This is a genomic window from Virgibacillus dakarensis, assembly GCF_900155625.1.
GTDB lineage: Bacteria > Bacillota > Bacilli > Bacillales > Amphibacillaceae > Lentibacillus_C > Lentibacillus_C populi.
Genome location: NZ_LT732554.1, coordinates 1,369,568 through 1,392,232 on the forward strand (window position 1 = coordinate 1,369,568; position 22,665 = coordinate 1,392,232).

The window sequence follows — 22,665 nt, forward strand, 5'->3', positions numbered from 1 at the left end:
ACAGGTAAGGCAATTAGGATATAGAGTTCAATGCTATATTGGTTCTTATTTTTTCCTATTTTTTTGGACTTTATCTGTGCCCCCCAAGACACAGGTGGGGGTTATTTGACGTTTACATTGTTAGGATAAAATTTTATTTCTCCGAAAAAACACTAAATCCCACCTGAACTTCCAGTGAGATTTTAAAATGTCGTTATATGTTAAGAAATATTCTTTTGAGCTTCATATTGTGCTAAAGCTTCCTGAGCTTCTGTTGCATTCATTTTATAAATTCCTATTCCGGCAAATGCTAGAATAATAGCTATAATTGGCGTAGAATAAGTTAATACACTCCATAGGGCATATCCATTTGCTCCAAATACCGGGATACCAAGTGTGCTAATATAAAATGCTCCAGAGGTCCCCCATGGTACAAGTGATGCCATCATCGTACCTACGTCCTCTATAGACCTGGAAAGAGCCTTCGTGCCCATACCAGCTTTTAAAAACGGCTTTTTAAACATCTCCGGGATCATGATAGCTACCGTATAAGAAGTCCCAGAAAATACTAGGATAAAAAGTTCCGTAAATAGTGTTGTTATCATAAGTGGGCCTCTCTTTTTCACTCTATTTGTAAGAGGCCGAAGAGCTGTTTCCAAAAAGCCAGCTTTACTTATGATAGCTGTATAGGAATAACCGCAGTAAATAATGATTACAACACCAACCATGGACATGACACCGCCGCGGTTAAGTAACGTAATAAGGGCATCAGACCAATTAGCCGACTCCATCCCTGGAACCATACTAACATTAAAGCCACTAAAAGCTGCTGTTATACCACTTTCCAAAGTAAACCCTTGATAAAACACACCAATTATTAGGGACAGTAAAGAACCTAATAACATTACTGGTACAGGAGGTTTTCTAAAAATAGCACCCAATAATATAACTAGAAAAGGTAGTATTAAAAGAATGTTCCAATCGAATATTTGATCAAGTCCTGCAAGCATTTCCGTAGAAGATGCAGCAGAAGTATTTTCGGTAATCTCTAAGTTTAGTCCAATTATATAAAAAAACAGAAATGTGATAATGGAAGCCGGTATCGTAGTCCATAACATGGATTTAATATGATCATACAGATTAACGCCTGAAGTTGCCGCGGCCAAGTTAGTTGTTTCTGAAAGAGGTGACAATTTATCCCCAAATATAGCACCACAAATAACAGCTGCTGCAGTAATATGCAATGGCACCCCTATACCGGCAGCTATACTCATCATTGCAACCCCTACAGTTCCAACAGAGCCCCATGAAGTACCTGTCACAATGGAAAATATGATATTCAGAAGAAATGCAGAGATTAATAGGTGTTCAGGATTGACAATTTTAATTCCATAATATATTAACATCGGAATGGAACCGCTAAAAATAAATGTGGCGATGACAATACCAATTACCCAGATAATTAATATTGCAGGTGTTGCACTGATAATTCGCTCACTAATCGTTTTCTCCATTTCCGTCCAGGTTAATCCTATCCTCCATGCTAAAATCCCAGCACAAGCTGCAGCGGCCACCATCATTAGTTCAACCCGAAGGCCAAACAATAAGTATCCTATAAATACGAAGAAAAACATAAAAAACAGTGATAAAACGGATTCAAAAAAAGTTGCCTCTCTTTTTTTATTCATATTTACCTCCTAGAAAATTTTTTTATAACCTAACCTTTGTAGTTCAGTTTTTATTTATTTTTTTCTAGTTGTCAAAAATAGACTTTGGCTCTTCCAAAGAATTTAGTGTTGACTCTAAATGGGTTCGTACTGCCTTTTCAGCTTGGAGCGGATTTCTATTACTTAAAGTTTCAACTATTTTTTTATGTTCAGGTATATTTTTTGCAGTATCTACAGATCGATTATAAAAAGGGTCGTTAAGTACAATATAACAATCACTCCAATTTAATAAGGAATTAATTTGCTTGATCAAGCTTTTATTTTGAGTGACAATTGCCGGTGTTTGATGAATGGAGTTATTAATGGTGATAAAACTTTCAAAGTCTCTAGTTTCATAGGCTTCTTTTTCCTTTTCTATCAATTCATCTAATTGGGAAATGTATTGATCACTAATCATACTTGCTGCCTTTTTAGCTGCATAGCATTCCAACACTATCCTTACTTCAAAAACATCTCTTATTTCCTTAATAGTAGGCTCATATACAAATGCTCCTCTACGTGGAATAATTTCTACTAACCTTTCTTCTTCCAACTTCTTAAAAGCTGCTCTAACCGGCGTCCTGCTCATATTCAGATTTCTGCTTATCCACTCTTCTGATAATTTCTGTCCTGGTAGAAGTCTTTTTAGCATAATCGCTCTTTTAATTTGTTGATAAGCATTTATTTCTGCATTCTTACTATCCAAAAGCATTTCTATCACTACATTTCTATATAATTATTTAAAGGTTACAATAGCTTATTTAGCATTTTATATACAGACGGACGCTGTATTTATATTTTGTATACAATTAATAAATACTATATCAGCATTATAATAAGATCTACTTAGTATGTCAACGGATATTTTTGTAAATTAAATATATTTCCATGTGTTTGACTTTTCCAACTGTATACAATAAAATTAAACAAAAATTGTATACATAAGGAGATGTAATAGTGCAAAATGCTAACTCTTATTGGCAAGCTACAGCCAATAACACAAAAAAAAGACCTTCATTGTTTGGTGAGCAGAAAACCGAAGTTACAATAATAGGAGGAGGGTTCAGTGGATTAGCAACGTCCTATTTTCTAAATTGTTTGGGTATAAAAACGATATTAATAGAACAACATTCCATCGGCTGGGGGGCCAGTGGTAGAAATGCAGGTATGTTAACTACGGGTTTTAAAAAATCGACTGCAGTCCTTTCTAAAAAACTGGGAACTGATCGAGCCAAAGAGTTACTGAAAATGTCTGTTGATTGCATTCGTTTAGTGGATGAAGTCGCAAAAAAAGAAAAGATAGATTGCTCACTTAATTATAATGGCGGTCTAAAACTTGCATATAAATCAAAGCATTTCGATGCATTAAGGAGAGAGCATGAGTTTATGCTGGAAAAGTTTAATTACCAAACAGAGATTATTCCCCCTTCTGATATTGAAAAGGAAATTAACTCACCCATATATGCACATGGGGGTTTAATGGATCCTCACAGTTATGCTTTTCATCCATTAAATTATGCAATAGGTCTGGGAGACGCCGTTGAGCGACTTGGTGGGATTATTTATGAGAATTCGCAAGTTACTTCTGTAAATAAATTTAAAGATGGTTACATTGTAAAAACAGAGAATGGTGAAATAGTATCGAATGGAGTAGTGGTGGCCACTAATGGGTATACAACAACCAACACAAATAAAAAATTAACGAAGTCTATTATGCCGATTAAGAGCCATGTAATAACTACAGAACCACTACCCAAGGAATTATCCAAGCGATTAATTCCACATAATCGTGTATCAATTGACACGAAGAATTTCCTATATTACTTTAGAATGACGGAAGATTACAGATTGCTTTTTGGAGGTAGAGTAAGCTTCGTAAAGAAAGATAACTCTCAAAACAATCCTGAACTATATGAAGTACTCAGGAGAAACATGGTTAACGTTTTTCCAGAATTAAAAGATACTAAAGTAGACTACCAATGGGGTGGCACGACTGCATTTACATTTGATTTTATGCCGCATCTTGGAAAAACGGAAGAAGGATTATTTTATATGACAGGGTTTTGTGGCCATGGTGCGGCTATGTCCACGCTGCTTGGCAAAATCATTGCTTCAAGTATTGCAGAAAAAAATCAATTGGATAATGTTCTAGGAGACTTACCGTTAACAAAGATTCCATTTCATAATCAACGTGGAAAAATTTTAAGTTTGGCAGAAAACTACCTTAAAGTAATAGACAAAATTTCATAAGGGAGAATACAAATCGGTCAAAAATTTTCCGTAAGGATTTCCATATAAGAGGATATTTTAACGTAAATAATCCATCTTCAGGAAAGTGATTCAAGAAGTAGTTGTAAATACAGATGACGAAGTGATGTACCGTGGTTATTTCGATAGACTTTATGTTCGTAAAGATCATCGGGAAAAGGGGAAGCTTCAGCTTTAATTGAAAGAATGGAGTTGGAGTCTAAAGCGTTAAAGCTACAAGAAATTGAAATTGGTTGTCAATGCTGTCATTCACTGCAGGGCTTCCTGCCATTAATTTTGTTGGTGTAGAGAAGCACCTTACTCCAGCAAAAAACAGGCATTTTTTGTACATTAGAACGGATTTATTCACGCTATCTCAGACAAAATCTGGTGTAATGTGAAAATTCCAACCCATTTATTTACAATTAAACTATTGTGGCTTGGCTTTGAGCCTCTGTGGGCATGAGTTATAGTGAAAGGTGAAATGGGAAAACCTTCATTTACAAGGCGTGTAGCCTATCATGCCCACTTCTCCAGTAAAGCCGTTCATGAAATTTTGTAAGTACTTACCAATTTTTAATACCGTGCTAATGTGAAAGCGAAATAATGTGGATATTTACACCATTGGTTGGATTTTTAAGAAGCTTTATAGAGAAATCTCTATAGGGCTTTTCGTACTAGTTGCTAGCACATACATCTATAGGGTGCAAGTTCCGATGCACCGCACGGCCGGTAATCATTAGCTGGCAAATAGTTTGTTTACTGTAAGGTGGCGTGCGGAGAAATGGGATAAAAAAGCAGGAATTTTTATTTGTCGGTTTTTTGAAGGGTGATTAACATGGTCAGTATTATACCAGATCAAAGGTCTACAGACAAAGCTAGGTGATATTTCAAAGGGAAGGGGGCTTCTTATTAAAATAACGAATGGTTTCAGCTATCGAAAACGCGCATTTTACCATCTGCAGCAACTGATGTAAACGACCCGAACGCATCAAATCAATCATGTAATGTCAGGGCCCATTAGTCACATGACCGGCCCATTGCAATGCAGGAGTTCCAACGTTGAATTTCTCGCATAGATCTCGGGTAGTCCGATTGACGGTTTTAGGTTTTTATAGATATACTGGACCGGGAGGCCTACCATGAAGGTGTTTACCTTCATGGAGCTGTAGAAAATTATATAGCAGACGGGTCCGGATTAGATCGTATTTCGGCATGTCTACAGGAAGCGAGTGAAGCGGTCATCGTCCCTCAATCCTTGGCCCCGGAAAAAGTCCCCCGGTGTACTATTTTATTTCTTTTTCAATGTATGTTCGAGTTGTTTCTTTCAAGTGATATAGAAAAATAAAACTACGAATGACCAGGGCTAAATAGATTAGTTCTCTAGCACCTAATTAGTCATCAAAAATATGAGCTCTAGCTACGGGTGTTAGCCAGAAACACCATAAGTATTCAAAACAGCTCTAAACAAAATATTCACCCCATTTATTAGTGCATCTTTATCAAATGTCATTTCCGGGTGATGTAAACCGGGTTTCAAATCACATCCCAATCCTAACATCGTTGCCTTAAGATCTGATTTCTTAATTGTATAAAAGTGGAAATCATCCCCTCCAGGTGTCACCAAAGGTTCATCCACTTTGTCTTTTCCCAGCGTGTCTTCTATTGCTTTTTTCATAATGTTTATTGCTTCATTATTTGTTTTAGCTGCAGCAATTCCATGCGAATCTACTTTAATATCTATATGATACAAATCTTCTATCGACTTAAAAATACTATGAACTTCTTTTTCTAATTCGTCCATTAATTCATTATTCTGGGCTCTCATATCTAATGAAAAAGTAGCATTTCCCGGAATAATGTTGGCACTTTTCCCTCCGGCATGAAAGTTTGTCATCTTAACGGAATAAGGAATACGAGGGTCCAAATGGATTTTACTAAGCATATTTACAATTTCCGCGCCGATTTCAATTGCGTTATGATTTAGGTGTGGCCTTGCCCCATGTGCATCTTCACCTTCGATTTCTGCGTTTAATGTTTTGGTAGCTCCATGGACAATTACAGGTGTTGCCTGTCCAAGTTTGGTTTCCTGATAAGGTCTTAAGTGAACTCCAAATAAATAATCAACATCATCAACCACGTCTTTTTCAATCATTTTTAATGCACCTGCACCCTTCTCTTCAGCGGGTTGGAAAATAAATTTAATAGCTACTTTATCTTTAAGTTCGGGGTTTTGTTCAAGAGTCCATAGAACACCTAATACCATAGACATGTGAGCGTCATGGCCACATGAATGATTTGCCTGGAATTTGCCATTAACCTCTTGCCACAATGCGTCAATATCAGCACGTATTGCTATGACCGGATGATTGCAGTTAAAGTTACCATATTCTCCAATAACTCCTGTGCAATCATCAAAAGTCTTCACTTTACAGCCATTTTCTTCTAGAATTTTTTTTATATATTTTGTTGTTTCGATTTCCTCCCAACTGATTTCAGCATGTTCGTGCAGGTAATGAAAAGTATTTTTTACCCTTTTTTCAATTGTATTTGTCACTAATATTCGCCATCCTTTATAAAATATTTGTATGTTTCATGGATTTTTTCTCTTTCCTCAACGCGTTGAATGACTTCATATAAAATAGCATTGACAATAGATAATGTGACTGGACCTTTGCTAAATATATCCTTGTTTTTCATATCAATAGGTATAACAATGTCTGCAAACTCGGTTACAGGTGCCACACGAGAGTCTGTTATAGTGACAACCTTTATCTTCTTATTTTTAGCTTCCTTCGCAAGACGTAAAGTATCAAGTGCATATCTATAAAATGAGAAGACGATGATAGATGATTTTTTCGGTAGTAAATCCAATATGCCTGCATCAGTTTCTGGTCGATATAAGGAGGCATTCCCCAATATGTAATTCAGGTTAAAATAAAGCCAATGTGCAAATGTAAAAGAATGATAATATCCTGCGATAACTAATTTCTTGCTATCAATGATTGTCTCTACAAAAGCATTGACATTTTCTAATTCAATATTATTAATATTGCTTTTTAAGCTGTTAATATCTGCTATCATGCTTTTAACATAATTATTATTTTGGGGATTCTTTAAATCTAATTCTCTTAATGAATTTTGATTTAAATCCAATAGGTGTTTTCTTACTTCTTTTTGGAGTGGCGTGTACCCGCTATAACCAATATTGTTACAGAATCGTATAACCATTGTCTCGCTAACCCCAATGATTTTCCCTACTTTTTTCGCAGGATGAATAGCAAATAGCATTGGTTCAGATATCAAATGGTCTGCTACTTTTTTCAAGCCTTTCGTTAGTTTTGGGAAGCTTTCTTTAGTCCTTTTTAAATAATCCTGAGCCATTGTCTCACCTTTTTTGAAGTATTTACAATATTTAACCTTGAAATAAATTATATACTTTATTATAATTAAACGCAACTTGCTAATATTTAGATTTTTTAAAGGGGGAGAAGGCATGAATGGGAATCAAGGATCGCGAAAAGAGAAAAAGAGGAAACTAGGCTTACCTGACGCATATGTTATTTTATTTGCTATTTTAATTCTTGCTGCAGCCGCTACTTATTTTATTCCTGCAGGTAGTTTTGAAAGAGAAACAACCGATGAAATCACAACCGTAGTGCCTGACAGCTATCATAGTATAGATCAACAGCCTTCGAGTTTTATTGAAATTTTTCGGGCGATACAGCAAGGTATGATTGATTCAGCGGGATTAATTTTTCTTGTGTTGATTATTGGTGGGGCATTTGCTGTTATTGAGCATACGGGTGCCATTGACGCTCTCATTATGAAAACTATTAACAAGACGAAAAACAAGGAATACTTATTGATTATTATTGTATGTACCCTATTCTCCATATTTGGTGCATTGGGCATTATTGTTAATGCTGTTATCGCCTTTATTCCAATCGGGATTATTTTGGCTCGCTCCATGAAACTTGATGCTGTAGTAGGTGTGTCAATTATTTATTTAGGAGCATATGCAGGATTTAATACAGCTTTTCTCGATCCTTTGACAACAGGAATGGCTCAACAAATAGCTCAGGTGCCATTGTTTTCTGGAATTGGTTTTCGAATACTTATTTATATAACAGTACTTGCTGCGACAATTTTATATATTTGGTGGTATGCGAATAAAGTTAAGAAAAATCCGGAAAAAAGTGTACTAGGTAACAATAGGTTCCCGAAGTACGATGAAAAAAGTACTGAAAATGCCCCCAGTGAGTTAACTGGCATTCATAAACTTGTCATTACCTGGTTAGCAGTTGGAATCGGTATTTATATATTTGGTGTTTTCCAATTTGGATGGTCATTGAATGAAATGGCTGCCATGTTTATTGTTATCGCAATTGGAACAGCCATCATCGCTAAAATAACACCAAACAAATTAGTTGAGGTGTTTTTCGAGGGTTGTAAAGGACTTGTATATGGGGCATTAATTATTGGGATGGCAAGATCAATCGTTGTTATCTTAGAGAATGGACAAATTCTAGATACAATTGTTCAAGGCATGGCAACCGTAATGGAACCATTTTCGAGTGTTTTAGGTGCAATCGTAATGTTAATAGCAAATGGGGTCTTTAATTTGATTGTATCTTCAGGGAGTGGACAGGCAGTTATTGTTATGCCAATTATGACACCACTTGCAGACATTATGGATATCACTCGCCAAGTAGCAGTTCAAGCTTATAAAATGGGTGATGGATTTACAAATGTAATTACCCCGATATCTGGAATTTTAATGGCAAACCTAGCGATAGCAGGTATACCTTGGACGAAATGGATTAAATATATTTTTCCATTGGTATTGATTTGGTTTGCAATTGGAGCAGTTTACTTAACAATTGCAGTTTTAATAGGTTGGGGACCAATTTAAAGAGAGGGGTTATGTCAAATGATAGTTAATGAGATCATATTGTATAAAGTTCAAATGAGAATGAAAAATCCTTTTACAACGAGTTTTGGAACGGAACAAGAACGATTGTTCTTATTAGTAGAGGCCAAAAATGAAGAAGGTATCTCTGGCTGGGGAGAATGTGTAACTTCAGAGCGCCCTTTATATAGTGAAGAATTTACACAATCCAGTTGGCATATGTTAGAAGAATTCCTCATTCCTATGGTTCTTAAAAAGGAAATCCAACATCCAGATGAATTACAAGAAAAATTTAATATGTATAAACGCAATAATATGGCTAAGTCAGCACTAGAGGCCGCAATCTGGGACTTATACGCTAAGTCGAAAGGAGAACCCCTTTCTAAAGCATTGGGTGGAGTAAAGTCAACGGTTGAAGTCGGGATCAGCCTTGGGATTGAAGATGATGTGGAGGACCTTCTGAAATCGATTCAACAAAAAACGGATGAAGGTTACAGGCGAATCAAGGTGAAAATAAAGCCAGGTAAGGACATAAATGTACTGCAGCAGATACGTAATAATTTTCCTGACATCCCATTAATGGCAGACGCAAACTCTGCCTATACATTAAAAGATATCGATACATTAAAAGCAATGGATCAATTTAATTTAATGATGATTGAACAGCCTCTGACAGCGGGGGACTTAATTGATCATGCTAAATTGCAAAAACAAATCAAAACGCCAATTTGCCTTGACGAAAGTATTCACTCTTATGAAGATGCCAGACAAGCAATTGAATTAGGAAGCTGTAAAATCATTAATATGAAGATTGGTAGAGTAGGAGGTCTAACCCAGGCAAAAAGAATTCATGACCTATGTAAGAAAGAAGATATACCGCTCTGGTGTGGTGGAATGCTTGAATCAGGGGTCGGGCGCGCGCACAACATAGCCATTACATCTTTGACCAACTTTAAGCTTCCAGGAGATACAGCATCTTCTTCACGTTATTGGGAAAGAGATATCATTGAGCCAGAAGTAGTAGCTGAAAATGGTGTGTTGCAAGTTCCGGAAAAGCCTGGGATTGGCTTTGATGTAAATATCGAGGAAGTTGAAAACAATACTGTGGATAGGAAGGTATTTCGTTAGTTGTACTTTCCATCTTTACGTAATTATTTTTTTATGTCAGACCTGTCTCAAGGGAAAGTATGTATTTCACAGAACTTGATATAGGAATGGTCTGATCGGATTGGAAATAAACAAATACAAATAATACCGAATGAGTATAAGGAATTTGTAAAGGGATACGGTGAAACCTTTTTTGAAGAAGATGTAAGTTTTAAGCCGTTAGAGCCATCACCTACAATAACGAAAGATGGTAAACAATATTTCGATGGTTTTTATGGACTAATGGGTGAAAACAACATTATTCAACAAATAGACGATTATGAATATCGAATTCCAGGCAGCTTAATTCCTATTGGTGAATGCCCGGGAGGAAACTTAATTTGTATAGGTGTAAATGAGTAAGCGTCAAATAATCCCCATCTGATAATAGGTGGGGGTTATTTGACGCTTACTTACTTTATCTTTACTCTACAACTATTAGCAAATCTTTTGTTTGTTTCAATTGAATCATTGTCACTTCATATTAGCTATCAGTAAGTTTATAGGAAGAGCCTCGTCCAGCTCCAGCACCCGGCAGCAAGTGTGTAACACCTGTCCCCTCAATTTAAGTGTTCCGAACAACTCTCCCTGACTAATACTTGTATTTATTTACATTTCCAAGGCTGACCTTATAAAAAACACAGAAAAATCGCTACCTAATATTTGGTGGCGGTCCTTCTTTCCTTCAATCCTTTACTAGCTTAAGAAATTCATTTAATTTCATTCGAGCTTCTGGACTTAGTGTTTTAACAGTGTCAATCAGTTGAATCAGATCCTCGGGTAGATCATGCAAATCACTTGAGAAAAATGATGATAGATCTGTACCGAGAGATGTTAATATTCTCTCCAGCATATCAACATCAGGGATAGCTCGGCCATTCTCAAAACGACTAATGTAGGATTGTGAAATGTTGACCTTTTTGGCTAATTCTTCTGTTGTTAAATTTTTTGCTTTTCTTAGTGCTTTTAATTTATTCCCAATTCTATTGTTATCTACCATAATTAACTCCCTTTAAATGGTTGCTATATATAGTTTAGCTTGATTCCGTCAAAAGTGGAGGAATATTTCATTTTTAGAACTAATAATTATAAAATGTATTGACTTTTAGAACTATACATCATAAAATGCAGATTAATAGGATTTTTAAAACAACTAATCAGTTAGAGAGGAGGACAGACGTTAACCTGGTCAGTAGATTTAATAAAAAAAGGAGTGGTTACTATCAAAATCCTAAATAGAGTTAAGAATAGTCAATTGACTTCAGAAATGAAAAATCGGTTTTATAACGTTGAACCTGCAACAATCGGTCATCATTTACACTACGGGTTTATGGATCCGAGAATAAGATCCATGTTACATGATGTGAAAATTGTAGGAACAGCATTTACGGTAAAAACAAATTCCAATGATTCTACGATGGTACATAAGGCGGTTAGCCTTGCTGAAGAGGATGACATCATTGTTATTGATCGTACCGGTGATAATAAACATGCTTGCGTGGGGGAAATGGTGGCGTATGCGGCAAATTCCAGAAAAGTAGCAGGTGTCATTATTGATGGTACTTGCACGGATATTCAGGCATTACGTGAAATAGGACTCCCCATATTTGCAACAGGATTATCGCCAATAACCACTAAATTATATGGGATAAGTGGCGAAGTAAATACAATGGTTCAATGCGGTGGTGTTTCTGTTCAACCAGGTGATTTAATTCTAGCTGATGATAATGGCGTGTTAGTAATTCCAAAGGATACCGATTATCAATATATATTGGAGAAAGTAGAGGGAAATGAGGAGAGAGAAGCGGAAAGCAAAAAGATGATAGATAGTGGAAAAACTTTAAGCAGTATCACGAAGGCTGATCAATTAATAGAGCAATTTTTATCACAGCGGTAGGGGGATAATGAATGAAAAGGATGACCTGTTTTACCATCATATTAGTTATAGCTCTATTTGTAAGCGGTTGCGGTAAGGATTCAACTGCTAATAGTTCATCTAAGCCCATTGAATTAAAATTAGGGACCAAAATGTCTGCTGAATCACTTGAAGGGAAGGCCTTTGAACACTTTGCCGATCTAGTAAAAGAAAAAAGCAACGGCGAAATAGTGGTCAAAGTTTATCCAGCTGAGCAATTAGGAAAAGGGAAAACGCAAATCGATAATATGTTATTAGGCACACAGGACATGTATGCAGAAGGGATAACATACTTTGATGATTATGACTCAAGGGTACAGGTAAGCAGTATTCCCTTTCTCTTTAGAGACTTTGAGCACTTTCAAAAGTACAACACTGGAGAAATGGGGGAAGATATTCAAAAAAAATTAATTTCACAAGGGATAAGAATTCTTAATACTGACCGAAACTTTACACGTGGTCCATACCGTGTTTTGTTGTCAACGAAACCTATTAAATCAGTGGATGATTTGAAAGGTTTAAAAATAAGATCGTTTGAATCGGAATTCTATTCTGACGCATATGAATCGGTGGGCGCCAACCCCACGGTAGTTGCTTGGACGGAAACCTATTTAGCAATTAAACAAAATTTAGTCGATGCAGTCACTTCGCCGATATCACTGGTTTGGTCTATGAAATTTACCGAAGTTGCCCCATATATGACATTAATTGATGAGTATCCTCAAGATATCGTCATTGCAATGGGAGAAGATCAATTTTCAGAGCTATCAAAAGAGCAACAAGACATTTTAATTGAAGCCGCTAATCAGGCCGGAGCGGATGCTGCTGAAAAATTGGAATCCGAAGTAGAAGAGCAAATCGGTTTAATGAAAGAAGAACATAATATGGAGATTTTTGAAATTGATAAAGATGAATGGGTAGATGCCTTTTCAGACTTCCATCAAGAACTAGATGATACAGGAGTATTTCCAGAAGGGTATATCGATAAGATTCAAGCGATTGAATAAAGAAGGTGATAAGCAGTATGAAAAAAGTTCTTGATACAATAGCAACTATTTATTCATTCATCGCCTTAGTTTGCTTACTGGCGTTGATAGGAATTTTAACCGTAGAAATTGTCTCCAGGTATTTTTTCAGCAGCTCGATTATATGGTCCCAGGAGTTCTTTTCTATTGTAATTTGCTGGATTACGTTTCTTGGGTTTGGCAAGCTGGTTGTTGATCGGGAAGACATTATGATTACGTTTTTTGTTAAAAAGTTGGATCTATTTAAAAGGAAGATTGCGGGGGTTGTTACAAGTTTTTTAATGTTAATTACTTCAAGCATATTGTTATTTTTTTCGATCCAATTAACTATTAAACAATGGGATAAGACGACAGTCATCATGAATGCTTCGACAGCCTGGTTTTATCTGCCGTTTGTATTATTACTTGGATTGATTGTTCTAACTTCCATTTATCATATAACCTTGTCATTCAAACCTGGTATTGATTTGTTGGCAACGGAAGAGGGGGAATAAAGGTTGATATTAGGCATTGCTATGTTCCTCGTATTCCTGCTGTTATTGGCGATTGGATTTCCGGTATCTTTTGCAATGATGTTATCAACGCTAGTTGCATTGTTTATGGGTGGGTACGTATTAGATGTTCTCCCATTACAATTAATGGAGGGGATCAAAGGTTATACCCTACTTGCGATTCCGTTATTTATATTAGCGGGTAATTTAATGAACACAGCTGGGATAACCCAACGGATTTTTGATTTTTCCAATTCATTGATTGGTCATATACGAGGTGGGTTAGCCCAAGTGAATATTTTTGCCAGTGTCATCTTTTCCGGTATTTCTGGAACTGCAGTTGGAGATCAGGCAGGTCTTGGAGCTATTGAAATGAAGGCAATGGTGGAGAAGGGTTATCAAAAGCCATTTAGTGCGGCCCTTACATTGGCTTCGTCTGTTATCGGTGCTATTATACCGCCGAGTGTCCCATTTATTGTCTATTCATACCTTGCAGAAGTTTCAGTGGAAAAGTTATTTATTGCTGGGGTTATACCAGGCTTAATGATAGCCGTTGCATTGTCGATGTATGTATATGTTGGGGTAACACGGGGGGTTATATCGGCCCCTCCTCCAAAATCTTTTTCGGTCAAATCACTTTCCGAGACGTTTAAAAACGGTTTCTTTGCATTGATGGCGCCAGTTGTTATTTTAGGTGGAATGCTTGGGGGGGTTGTTACACCAACGGAAGCTGGTGCAATTGCAGTAGTATACGCTCTATTTTGTGCCGTTATTTATAGGGAATTCAAATGGGAAACGTTAAAGGAAGGGTTTATGGCTAGTGTTGGTTCGACAGCACAGATCATGTTTTTAATTGGTGTGGGTACAGCCTTGGGTTGGGTCATCTCGGCTGAACAATTACCGTATTTATTATCAGATTCTCTACTCACATTAACAGAAAACAAGTACCTAATGTTATTGATTATCAATATCTTGTTATTGTTTTTAGGAAGTATTATGGAAGGTATTCCGATAAAATTAATCATGCTTCCGGTCTTGTTACCAATAATTGATAGTCTTGGAATTGATCGAATTCACTTCGGCGTAGTTATGTCTTATAACTTATTATTAGGAATGATAACACCGCCAGTTGGAATTGGGTTATATGTCATGAGTCGGGTAGGAAAGCTTTCTTTTGAAAGTATTGTCAGAAGAATTATTCCGTTTTATATTCCATTAATCATTACACTAATTATCATTACCTATTTCCCACAATTGTCTCTATGGTTGCCGTCATTATTAAAATAATTGTTACGGGAGAGCAATTTCCCGTTGAAACGTTACCAATGATGGTTGGGGAAGGAAAAGTATTTGGAGGAGAGTAAGTGAATAAGAAAAGAAATGGAGAGGATAACGTATGAAAGTAGCTGTTATTCAATTGAATTCAACATCTGATAAACAGGAAAATTTAAAAAATATATCTGACTATATTAAGAAAGCTGCTAAAGATGGTGCTGAACTTGTTTCATTGCCAGAGTATTGTAATTTTATGGGTAGAGATACGGAGAAAATAGTAAACGCAGAAAAAATACCGGATGGAGAAACGACTAGATTATTGGTGAAACTCGCAATGGAATATAACCTGTTTGTGCACGTGGGTAGTATTGTGGAAAGATATAACGGCGAAAAGTCATACAATACAAGTTACATTGTCAATCCTGATGGTAAGTTATTGGATAAATACCGAAAAATTCATTTGTTCGATATTGAAATTGAAGGAATGCCTGGTTACAAAGAGTCGGATTCAATTCAAGGCGGAACAAATCCTGTTATGACAAGGTTACCATTTGGTAATGCGGGTTTGAGCATATGCTACGACTTGAGATTTGCGGAGCTGTATCGAAATTATGCAACACACGATGCAAAAATACTATTTATACCGGCAGCGTTTACCAGATATACCGGAATGCTTCATTGGGAAAATTTGTTGAGGGCACGTGCAATAGAAAATCAATGTTATGTTGTTGCTGCTGGACAGTTTGGTAAGTATTTGCCTGAAAAAGAATGCTACGGTAACAGTATGATTATTGATCCTTGGGGAACAGTTGTAGCTCGTGCATCTGAAGGAGAAGGAATTATCATAGCGGAATTGCGGGAAGAGCTCATTCAATCCGCAAGAGAAAGTATACCTTGTTTGAAGCATAGAAAACCGGAGTTCTATGACAATTTGATGGTAAAATAGTAAGTATAGGATATGTTCCAATCTTGGTCATATTTTAAAGTGAAGGAGGAAAACATTAGGTTTTGCTCCTTTTTGTGTGAGTGGCAGCACATACGCTATAGGGGTGCAAGTCCTGACTGCGCCGTACAGCCGGTCTAAAGATGCAAAACAATCTTAAAGAACTTGATAATATTGACTCTCTTTTCGAAAAATCCGAACGAGGTGAACTTTCAGGCGATGATGTATCTTGTTTAAGATTAAATGACGACAAAGTTTTTAGAACTAGCTAGTTTAATAAAGTCTAACGCTATTTTATATTCACAAACAAATCGGTACCTTTCAACTAAAAGTACCGATTGTTTGTTTTTTGATTTATTATTGTTTATTTCATTTTCATGATGTATTATAGCCGCAAAAGCAGCATATCTTTCTTTATTGCTAAAGCATGATATTAAGCACGTAGAAATGATTTGATAAAGGAATAAGTTTGCAGTCTCTAACGATTACCTTAGCTGAGTTTAAAAAATTCAATTCAATAAATTAAGTTTGATCCAGAGGCTTATTTTTACTGGTATAAATGTATTCAAATTATTGAAGTAGAGGCTAAGGCTAAAATATAAAATACTAGAAAACATTTTTATAACTGAGGGTTCTCGCTCATCGCACCCACGTGTGGAAAAATGTCACAAATCTGTCACAATTATCAATCCGTATTTTCTAGCAGCATAATTCGACACAAATAGCAAAACATGCCGTCACTCAAGTTAATTCGACAATTTTCGATAACTGTTTCGTGGTCTTTCGACAATTAATGCGCGCCATTCCGGTTTTTCGGACGACTTGACACGATCTGCCATAATAGAGGTAAGCGCGCAATTATAGCAAGGCCGGCCTTGAGGAAAGAGTGAGGCTGTAATGAATATTCTTATTGGGGAATCTTTTGAGGAAGTCTTACGAAAACATGAGGGAAGAATTTATTACCACATCCACAAGTTAAACATCTTTGACCCGCACCGGGAATTTTACCAGGAAGGTTTATGTGCTTTATGGGAAGCGTATAAGACATACCAACCGGATAAAGCACAACTTTCCACTCACCTCCATAATGCGATTCGCAATCGTTTAATCGATTTACTACGAAAAAAGGCATGCCAACAACGTCACGATGAGATGTTTCATCAAGAAGAAATGAAAAAACAAGTAAGCGGAAATCGCCGTTGCAATGTAAATATGCCGATTCATGATGATCCAAGGATTATGCTCCATGAAGCTAAACTATGGCAGCAGGTGCGAGCTTTGCTAACTGTCAATCAGTGGAAATGGCTGAAGTTTAATATTTTAATGGGTCTTTCGAATCAGGAAATAGCAGAACAGGAAGGTGTTTCCGTTGCAGCTGTCCATAGTTGGGCGAAAACCGCAAAACGGAGATTGAGGAAGGAATTGAGTAAATGGAAGCGTTATTTAGACTGGGATGGAGTAAGCTGGATCGGTTGATGATGTAGGAAACACGGGTTGCCCGTTCGTACGTTTGCAAAGACGGGTAACCCTTTGGCCATTGGAAGTGTGGAGTATATGCTTAAGTAATTTCCGCAAATGGACCTTACATATAAGCCTATTTGAATGTGGTTAATCATGGAAACCGGCTCTTTTTATTTATATAAATATTTGTTGAAAAATATATATTTTTTTAATAAAACGTGCTACTTTTATACTACTTAATTCGATAATAGTAGTAGGGGAGGAGTTTAAAAATATAGATCAAAAGTCACTTTTGGGAATAGGGAGCGAATGCTGATAAGCTGTATCATTGGCAAACTGCATTCATCGTTGATTCCCATACATACATCATCCCCTTAAAGATTATCTCCATCGTTCCCACACCTGTCGCCACGCAATTAGCCCACCTAAAAATGGGGCAGGCCTCTGTCCCGCTATTAGTTTCCAAATTATGAATGATTCGGCTAATGAACATGGAGATAATCTGACTTTGCATCATATTGCGAAAGCTGGCTTTTGGGAAAAGAGGCGAGAGATGCGTAACGAGGAAAAGGGTAATGAGGAAAAAAGCTGTAATGAACAACGTCATGGGGAAAGTATTCGTGGACAAAGGGGGCATAAGGAAGAAGGTAATGAAGAAAAGGTGAGTTTTGAGGACATTTTCAAGCAGAATGAGCGGCGCATTCATTACCACATCCATAAGCTGCACATTCAGGATCCGCATAACGAATTTTATGTAGAAGGCTTGTACGCCTTGTGGTGTGCCTATAAGAAATACAGACCTGATCAGGGAGTCATGTCCACTTACTTCAACTTCACCATCCGCAATCGTTTAATCGATATGCTCCGTAAGAAAAACCGAGAAAACCAACATCAAGAAACGTTTATCCAGAATGAAAAACAAAAAATGGATAACGGCAATCGTGACTGCCGGACCAATCTTCCTATTCCTGATATGAATGGGATTGAGTTGCAGGATGATGTGCTTTGGGAGAAAGTGCGAGCCATGCTGACGGACAATCAATGGAAATGGGTGAAGTATCACATTATCGCGGGCATGCCGTTGAAGCAGATTGCAGAACAGGAAGGAGTAACGGTTGATGCGGTGAAGAGTTGGAGAAAGACAGCGAAGAAGAGGCTGGAGAAGGTTGGGATTAGGGAGTTGTTGGAATAAGGAAAGAAAAGCCGGGCAGGTGCGGCCAGCGGGACAGAGGGCCGGATCCTTTGTCCTGTCACTATTTGCCACACGGAGTGACTGGGAAAAGTTGGTCGGGTGCATAACCGATCGAGTAATTTTAAATTCATTTTTTGCTATTATGCCAAATTAATTGTCGATATATAATTCTTGAAATAGCCAGATGATAGAGAGCTGAACCCATTGTATTGGTTTATTAAAGTTTATTACCTTGCAAGAGAAGACTTGGGAGAACCTAATACTGCATTTCAGGGTTTTAATAATGACAAAGGGCTCGTCCGTTTTTGGTGCCAGCTCATGTACGGTATTATCCCCAAATGAAGCGATAAAGATTGTTTCCCTTTATAGAAATTACCTGAAATCAGTAAATAGGGTTTGAAAAACTCCGAAGTATATGGTGATAAAATTCTTTTTCTAAACCTTATTCTGATTGAAGTCATTTTTAATTTTGGTTGTCGAGATACCGACTGTACGCGGTAAATAAACAACTTGACAATAATCATTGAGAAAATCGAATTTACCTTTCCAGTCATCACCCATCACAAAAACATCAATATGGTACTTCAGCACATCATCAACTTTTTGCTCCCACGTGTTTTCCGGAATAACTTTGTCCACATAGCGAATCGCTTCCAGAATAGCCTTTCGCTGCTCAAAGCTATAGTAGGCTTTTTTATCTTTAAGCCTGTTAAATTCGTCTGTCGAAATGGCAACAATCAGGTAATCACCATATGTCTTTGCCCTTCGCAATAAGTTAATGTGCCCAGTATGGAGTAAATCGAATGTTCCATAGGTGATAACTTTTTTCATGGTATTCCCCCCGAAAACAGTATCGTTAATTATTATTATCTCAAACATGGATTCATGATAAACAATTGATCGAATGGTATGCAGTTTTTAACACCCATTCATAAAAAAAGACACCAGTCGGCGCCTATATATTAGTTTTCTACTGCTTGATACTGTTCCTCTTCGCGATATAGTTTATTAATTAAAGTTTTACTTGCATTCCCTTTGGAGTATTGATTCCATAGATTTGCAAAATCTTTAATACGTTCTATATCAAAGTAGCCATTTTCAATAACATCAATTAAATCATCGGTATTGTCTACAACCGGACCCGGGACAAGCGTTTCATAGTCTTCCCAGAAACCCGTTGTTCGTTCATACTTATCCAAGTCATAAGCAAAGAAAATCATTGGCCGCTCCAATAAAGAAAATTCAAATGGGATAGAGGAATAATCCGTTATTAAAATATCAGTAATTACCAGTAAGTGATTAATGTCGGTAACATCTGAAACATCATATACAAAGTCAGAATGTTGGTTACGGAATTCATGTTTCACTGCTGGATGCAATCGTAGAAATAAAACATAGTCATCATGGAACTTTTCATAAAGCTTTTCGATTTCAAGTGCAATTTCAGCTTTGTTTAGTTGATCATCCCGATAAGTAGGGGCATATAAAATGACCTTTTTACGATTCGTTACCGGATAAATTTGCCGCAACTCCTGCTCAACATTTTTTTTCTCCTGAATATTAAAGAAAAAATCACTTCGAGGGATCCCACTTCGCAAAATTGCTTCATTCGCCAGGCCAAAGCTTTGCCGGAAAATGGCTGCCATTTTTTCAGAGCCCACAACTACATGAGTAAATCGCTGATAAACGCTTTTAAAACGCTCAAGAGCTCGTTCAGACCTATTTTCAACAGAAGGATCTTTTAACCCAAATCGTTTTATGGCACCTGCAGCATGCCACAATTGAACACATTGAACATTTGGCTTGAAATCTGTCACTGCTAAAAAGCCAAAATAGTTATCGACAAATACTTTATCTGCAGTAGCCAAATGATAGATCGCTTGAATCCATTGCAATAGATTCATAGATTCGAAATTCAGCACGTTATCATCGTGTTCAAAGTCAACCTTGCATTGGGAGGTTTTGAGAATAACAACAGGATAATTTGTATGCTTTTTTAACTCATTTAACGTATACAAAATATTATCCCCAAATGAAGCAACAAAAATTGCTTTCTTCTTTTGGGGAAATAATTTAAAGCCATTAAAGAGTATCTGAAAAACAAAAAGGTACACCGTAACTACCAGTTCTCTAGCCATTGTTCGATAGCTGCAAATCTTTTTTGATTTTTGTGGTTGATATTCCAACTGTGCGTGGTAAATAGACAACTTTACAATAGTCTTTCAAGAAGTCAAATTTTCCTTCCCAGTCATCTCCCATTACAAACGTATCGACTTGATGCTTTTGAACGTCTTCTACTTTTTGTTCCCAATTGTGTTCCGGGATAACTTCATCGACGTAGCGTATAGCTTCAAGGATGGCTTTACGCTGTTCAAATGAATAATATGCCTTTTTACCTTTTATTGCATTAAATTCATCTGAGGAAATAGCAACGATCAAGTAGTCACCGTATTCCTTGGCACGACGCAATATATTTATATGGCCTGTATGAAGTAAATCGAATGTTCCGTATGTGATTATTTTTTTCATAAATAAAACCCCCGTTCAAAATTCATTACATATAATTATACTATATTTAACGTTACAGTGAGTTAACAAATTTGTATCAATTTTATTTGACAAAATATATTGTCGTAATATGCATTACTACTATATTATTTTATATTATAGCATTAATATGCAACGGTTTCTAGGTAACCTATGATTTATTTTTACAAGATATGCACTACTAAATAGGTTTTCTGTGAGCTTTAATCAAAATTTGGGCAAGGATTGCAATGTTTTTTGTGTGTCTAATCTTATAGATAAATTATAACTTATAAAAACTTAAGAAAAAGGAATTCAAGTTTCCTATGCACTTATAGTAGTAGGTTTTTCTGAGCTTCTTATATTAGATCTTTTGTTTGAACGAACAACAGTAACTATATAATTCCCAAATGGAAGTTTAACTATTAATTTTACGAGTGCTATAGATACAAATAAAGTAAATAGGAAGACTAAAGGTAAGAATCTAGTTCGATCAAAGTAGTGATTGAAAATCTCATACCTGCGCAGAAAAAATAAAATTAGTGGATGAACTAAATAGATTCCCATTGATAAGTTACCTATTTCAACAAAGTAATATTTAATCTTATTCCAAGAAGAAAGCGAAGAATATATACCTGCTAAAGCAACAAAAAGTAATGGAAGGTTTATCATATTCAGTGATCTATTAGAATCAATCCATCCAGCTAATTGATACTCCAATATCCCCCCAATAACCACTACAAGCCCTAAAAGCATACTGAAAATTGTATTTTGCTTTATCCATTTTATAATAAGATCCCAATAATAAACTAATAACCCACCCATAAAAAAGTAGTATACCCAATGAAAGAAAAATACTCTCTCGTTAAGGAATTTATTAAATAAGCCATTCCCAATCTCTATTTTATATTCTACAAAGAAAAAATTGACAAAAAATGATATTAACGTAAAAAGCATAAGAGATTTCTTAGATTTAAATAGCTGTAATAGAGGAAATAGTAAATAAAATTGGACTACAATAGCGATAAAATAAAGGTGATAATTACTTTTTCCTGTAAAAAAGTAATATAGGAAATATTTGATTTCCTCAGAAGAATCTAGCGAAGGTATTGCAAACAGATTATATTTCCATTTGATCAGAAGATATAATAAGCTCCAGATAAAAAAAGGAGTGATTACTTTCGTAAAACGCGATTTCCAAAATTTTTTAAAATTAAACCCCCTTTTGATAACCTGATTATACAATAGAAAACCGCTTATAATTGCAAATGCGGGGGTTCCAAACCGTGAAATTTGATTCAGAAATTGAGTTAACCAGTTGAAAGAATTCCCATTTTCATAGTAGAAACCTGCTGTTACATGTACCGTGACAACACAAAGACAGGCAATTGCACGGATGAAACTTATTTCGTAAAAGTATTTTTTTGATGATTTTATGTTTCCTTGGTTAATTTCCATTTTGTAAGCGCTCTTTCCTTAGCTGTAATTTGTTTTAATTCTCTATCTATAATAACAGCAAATTAGTACTCTTTCAATAGTATATTTTTAATTGATGGTTGAATGAATGTTTTAGAGGATGGGAGGTTGTTCCAAAAGTTCAGTGGAGAATGGCACTTTAATGTTTTTAGTTAGTTTGTTTCTTTCACTGCTCACTGCCATGTATCTAACTGTATACATTATGCCACCCCTTGAACTTCTTTTCCCTTTTTCCTCCTTTTTGAACACCCTCAAAAAGTATCGTAATAATTTTCAAGATCTTACTAAACTATCAAGAGTTAAAAAAACGGCAGTATATATACTATATAAATCAACCCATAAAATACTTGAATTTAATGGAATTAAACCGA

20 protein-coding genes are annotated in these 22,665 nt (G+C 36.2%); 11 read left to right on the forward strand and 9 right to left on the reverse strand.

Translation table 11 applies throughout. The annotated features are described in order from the left end of the window. Positions 1-200: 200 nt before the first annotated feature. Entirely contained in the window at positions 201-1,667 is a 1,467-nt protein-coding gene (nhaC, locus tag CZ382_RS16420) for a Na+/H+ antiporter NhaC (protein ID WP_088052294.1), read from the reverse strand. Between the two features lie 64 nt (positions 1,668-1,731). Continuing rightward, positions 1,732-2,397, reverse strand: coding sequence for a GntR family transcriptional regulator (locus CZ382_RS16425; protein WP_235000455.1), 666 nt, complete (start codon positions 2,395-2,397; stop codon positions 1,732-1,734). Between the two features lie 245 nt (positions 2,398-2,642). Here CZ382_RS16425 and CZ382_RS16430 point away from each other — a divergent pair, with 245 nt between their 5' ends. After that, the gene (locus tag CZ382_RS16430; RefSeq protein WP_159457818.1) at positions 2,643-3,935 is read left to right on the forward strand and encodes an NAD(P)/FAD-dependent oxidoreductase; all 1,293 of its coding nucleotides are present in this window, start codon (positions 2,643-2,645) and stop codon (positions 3,933-3,935) included. Between the two features lie 1,426 nt (positions 3,936-5,361). On the opposite strand, the gene CZ382_RS16435 is transcribed toward CZ382_RS16430, so the two are convergent. Continuing rightward, positions 5,362-6,489 (reverse strand): M20 peptidase aminoacylase family protein, encoded by a 1,128-nt coding sequence (locus CZ382_RS16435; protein ID WP_088052296.1) that lies wholly within the window; start codon positions 6,487-6,489, stop codon positions 5,362-5,364. Further along, complete coding sequence (locus CZ382_RS16440; RefSeq protein ID WP_088052297.1) at positions 6,489-7,316, reverse strand: MurR/RpiR family transcriptional regulator; 828 nt, start codon at positions 7,314-7,316, stop codon at positions 6,489-6,491. Before CZ382_RS16440 ends, CZ382_RS16435 begins: the two co-directional genes overlap by 1 nt. A 112-nt stretch (positions 7,317-7,428) precedes the next feature. On the opposite strand from CZ382_RS16440, the gene CZ382_RS16445 reads away from it, so the two are divergent. The 3 genes from CZ382_RS16445 to CZ382_RS24850 all read left to right on the forward strand — a co-directional run bounded on the left by CZ382_RS16445 (position 7,429) and on the right by CZ382_RS24850 (position 10,353). Next, on the forward strand, positions 7,429-8,847 hold the full coding sequence (locus CZ382_RS16445) for a YfcC family protein (protein ID WP_088052298.1): 1,419 nt from the start codon (positions 7,429-7,431) through the stop codon (positions 8,845-8,847). 18 nt (positions 8,848-8,865) lie between these two features. Beyond that, a complete protein-coding gene (gene menC, locus CZ382_RS16450) occupies positions 8,866-9,972 on the forward strand; it encodes an o-succinylbenzoate synthase (protein WP_088052299.1) in 1,107 nt (368 codons plus the stop codon). A 123-nt stretch (positions 9,973-10,095) separates the two neighbouring features. After that, positions 10,096-10,353 (forward strand): SMI1/KNR4 family protein, encoded by a 258-nt coding sequence (locus tag CZ382_RS24850; protein WP_407701326.1) that lies wholly within the window; start codon positions 10,096-10,098, stop codon positions 10,351-10,353. Between the two features lie 322 nt (positions 10,354-10,675). Here the strand turns inward: CZ382_RS24850 and CZ382_RS16460 are convergent, their stop codons facing one another. Then, complete coding sequence (locus tag CZ382_RS16460) at positions 10,676-10,990, reverse strand: helix-turn-helix domain-containing protein (protein ID WP_088052301.1); 315 nt, start codon at positions 10,988-10,990, stop codon at positions 10,676-10,678. A 255-nt stretch (positions 10,991-11,245) separates the two neighbouring features. Here CZ382_RS16460 and CZ382_RS16465 point away from each other — a divergent pair, with 255 nt between their 5' ends. The 7 genes from CZ382_RS16465 to CZ382_RS16495 all read left to right on the forward strand — a co-directional run bounded on the left by CZ382_RS16465 (position 11,246) and on the right by CZ382_RS16495 (position 18,292). Continuing rightward, positions 11,246-11,887, forward strand: coding sequence for an RraA family protein (locus tag CZ382_RS16465; RefSeq protein ID WP_088052302.1), 642 nt, complete (start codon positions 11,246-11,248; stop codon positions 11,885-11,887). Between the two features lie 11 nt (positions 11,888-11,898). Further along, the gene (locus CZ382_RS16470; protein WP_088052303.1) at positions 11,899-12,912 is read left to right on the forward strand and encodes a TRAP transporter substrate-binding protein; all 1,014 of its coding nucleotides are present in this window, start codon (positions 11,899-11,901) and stop codon (positions 12,910-12,912) included. 17 nt (positions 12,913-12,929) lie between these two features. Further along, positions 12,930-13,424, forward strand: a complete 495-nt coding sequence (locus CZ382_RS16475; protein ID WP_088052304.1) for a TRAP transporter small permease — start codon at positions 12,930-12,932, stop codon at positions 13,422-13,424. A 3-nt stretch (positions 13,425-13,427) separates the two neighbouring features. Further along, the gene (locus CZ382_RS16480; protein WP_088052305.1) at positions 13,428-14,708 is read left to right on the forward strand and encodes a TRAP transporter large permease; all 1,281 of its coding nucleotides are present in this window, start codon (positions 13,428-13,430) and stop codon (positions 14,706-14,708) included. 109 nt (positions 14,709-14,817) lie between these two features. Next, positions 14,818-15,642, forward strand: a complete 825-nt coding sequence (locus CZ382_RS16485) for a carbon-nitrogen hydrolase family protein (protein ID WP_088052306.1) — start codon at positions 14,818-14,820, stop codon at positions 15,640-15,642. Between the two features lie 894 nt (positions 15,643-16,536). Further along, positions 16,537-17,115 (forward strand): sigma-70 family RNA polymerase sigma factor, encoded by a 579-nt coding sequence (locus tag CZ382_RS16490; protein ID WP_088052307.1) that lies wholly within the window; start codon positions 16,537-16,539, stop codon positions 17,113-17,115. A gap of 538 nt (positions 17,116-17,653) precedes the next feature. Next, entirely contained in the window at positions 17,654-18,292 is a 639-nt protein-coding gene (locus CZ382_RS16495; RefSeq protein WP_088053506.1) for a sigma-70 family RNA polymerase sigma factor, read from the forward strand. 435 nt (positions 18,293-18,727) lie between these two features. Here CZ382_RS16495 and tagD (CZ382_RS16500) read toward each other — a convergent pair whose 3' ends face one another. The 4 genes from tagD (CZ382_RS16500) to CZ382_RS16515 all read right to left on the reverse strand — a co-directional run bounded on the left by tagD (CZ382_RS16500) (position 18,728) and on the right by CZ382_RS16515 (position 22,276). Beyond that, positions 18,728-19,123, reverse strand: coding sequence for a glycerol-3-phosphate cytidylyltransferase (gene tagD / locus CZ382_RS16500; protein WP_088052308.1), 396 nt, complete (start codon positions 19,121-19,123; stop codon positions 18,728-18,730). 131 nt (positions 19,124-19,254) lie between these two features. Then, positions 19,255-20,430: a CDP-glycerol glycerophosphotransferase family protein gene (locus CZ382_RS16505; RefSeq protein WP_088052309.1), complete on the reverse strand. Its 1,176-nt coding sequence runs from the start codon at positions 20,428-20,430 to the stop codon at positions 19,255-19,257. Continuing rightward, on the reverse strand, positions 20,423-20,821 hold the full coding sequence (gene tagD / locus CZ382_RS16510) for a glycerol-3-phosphate cytidylyltransferase (RefSeq protein WP_088052310.1): 399 nt from the start codon (positions 20,819-20,821) through the stop codon (positions 20,423-20,425). Before tagD (CZ382_RS16510) ends, CZ382_RS16505 begins: the two co-directional genes overlap by 8 nt. Positions 20,822-21,142: 321 nt before the next feature. After that, positions 21,143-22,276: an acyltransferase gene (locus tag CZ382_RS16515; RefSeq protein WP_088052311.1), complete on the reverse strand. Its 1,134-nt coding sequence runs from the start codon at positions 22,274-22,276 to the stop codon at positions 21,143-21,145. Positions 22,277-22,665 lie beyond the last annotated feature (389 nt).

Bases quoted from the DNA above. Each gene is read 5' to 3' on its own strand.
- nhaC (WP_088052294.1), bottom strand. From the start codon at position 1,667: ATGAATAAAAAAAGAGAGGCAACTTTTTTTGAATCCGTTTTATCACTG.
- CZ382_RS16425 (WP_235000455.1), bottom strand. From the start codon at position 2,397: ATGCTTTTGGATAGTAAGAATGCAGAAATAAATGCTTATCAACAAATT.
- CZ382_RS16440 (WP_088052297.1), bottom strand. From the start codon at position 7,316: ATGGCTCAGGATTATTTAAAAAGGACTAAAGAAAGCTTCCCAAAACTA.
- CZ382_RS16445 (WP_088052298.1), top strand. From the start codon at position 7,429: ATGAATGGGAATCAAGGATCGCGAAAAGAGAAAAAGAGGAAACTAGGC.
- menC (WP_088052299.1), top strand. From the start codon at position 8,866: ATGATAGTTAATGAGATCATATTGTATAAAGTTCAAATGAGAATGAAA.
- CZ382_RS16460 (WP_088052301.1), bottom strand. From the start codon at position 10,990: ATGGTAGATAACAATAGAATTGGGAATAAATTAAAAGCACTAAGAAAA.
- CZ382_RS16470 (WP_088052303.1), top strand. From the start codon at position 11,899: ATGAAAAGGATGACCTGTTTTACCATCATATTAGTTATAGCTCTATTT.
- CZ382_RS16475 (WP_088052304.1), top strand. From the start codon at position 12,930: ATGAAAAAAGTTCTTGATACAATAGCAACTATTTATTCATTCATCGCC.
- CZ382_RS16485 (WP_088052306.1), top strand. From the start codon at position 14,818: ATGAAAGTAGCTGTTATTCAATTGAATTCAACATCTGATAAACAGGAA.
- CZ382_RS16490 (WP_088052307.1), top strand. From the start codon at position 16,537: ATGAATATTCTTATTGGGGAATCTTTTGAGGAAGTCTTACGAAAACAT.
- CZ382_RS16495 (WP_088053506.1), top strand. From the start codon at position 17,654: ATGCGTAACGAGGAAAAGGGTAATGAGGAAAAAAGCTGTAATGAACAA.
- tagD (WP_088052308.1), bottom strand. From the start codon at position 19,123: ATGAAAAAAGTTATCACCTATGGAACATTCGATTTACTCCATACTGGG.
- CZ382_RS16505 (WP_088052309.1), bottom strand. From the start codon at position 20,430: ATGGCTAGAGAACTGGTAGTTACGGTGTACCTTTTTGTTTTTCAGATA.
- tagD (WP_088052310.1), bottom strand. From the start codon at position 20,821: ATGAAAAAAATAATCACATACGGAACATTCGATTTACTTCATACAGGC.
- CZ382_RS16515 (WP_088052311.1), bottom strand. From the start codon at position 22,276: ATGGAAATTAACCAAGGAAACATAAAATCATCAAAAAAATACTTTTAC.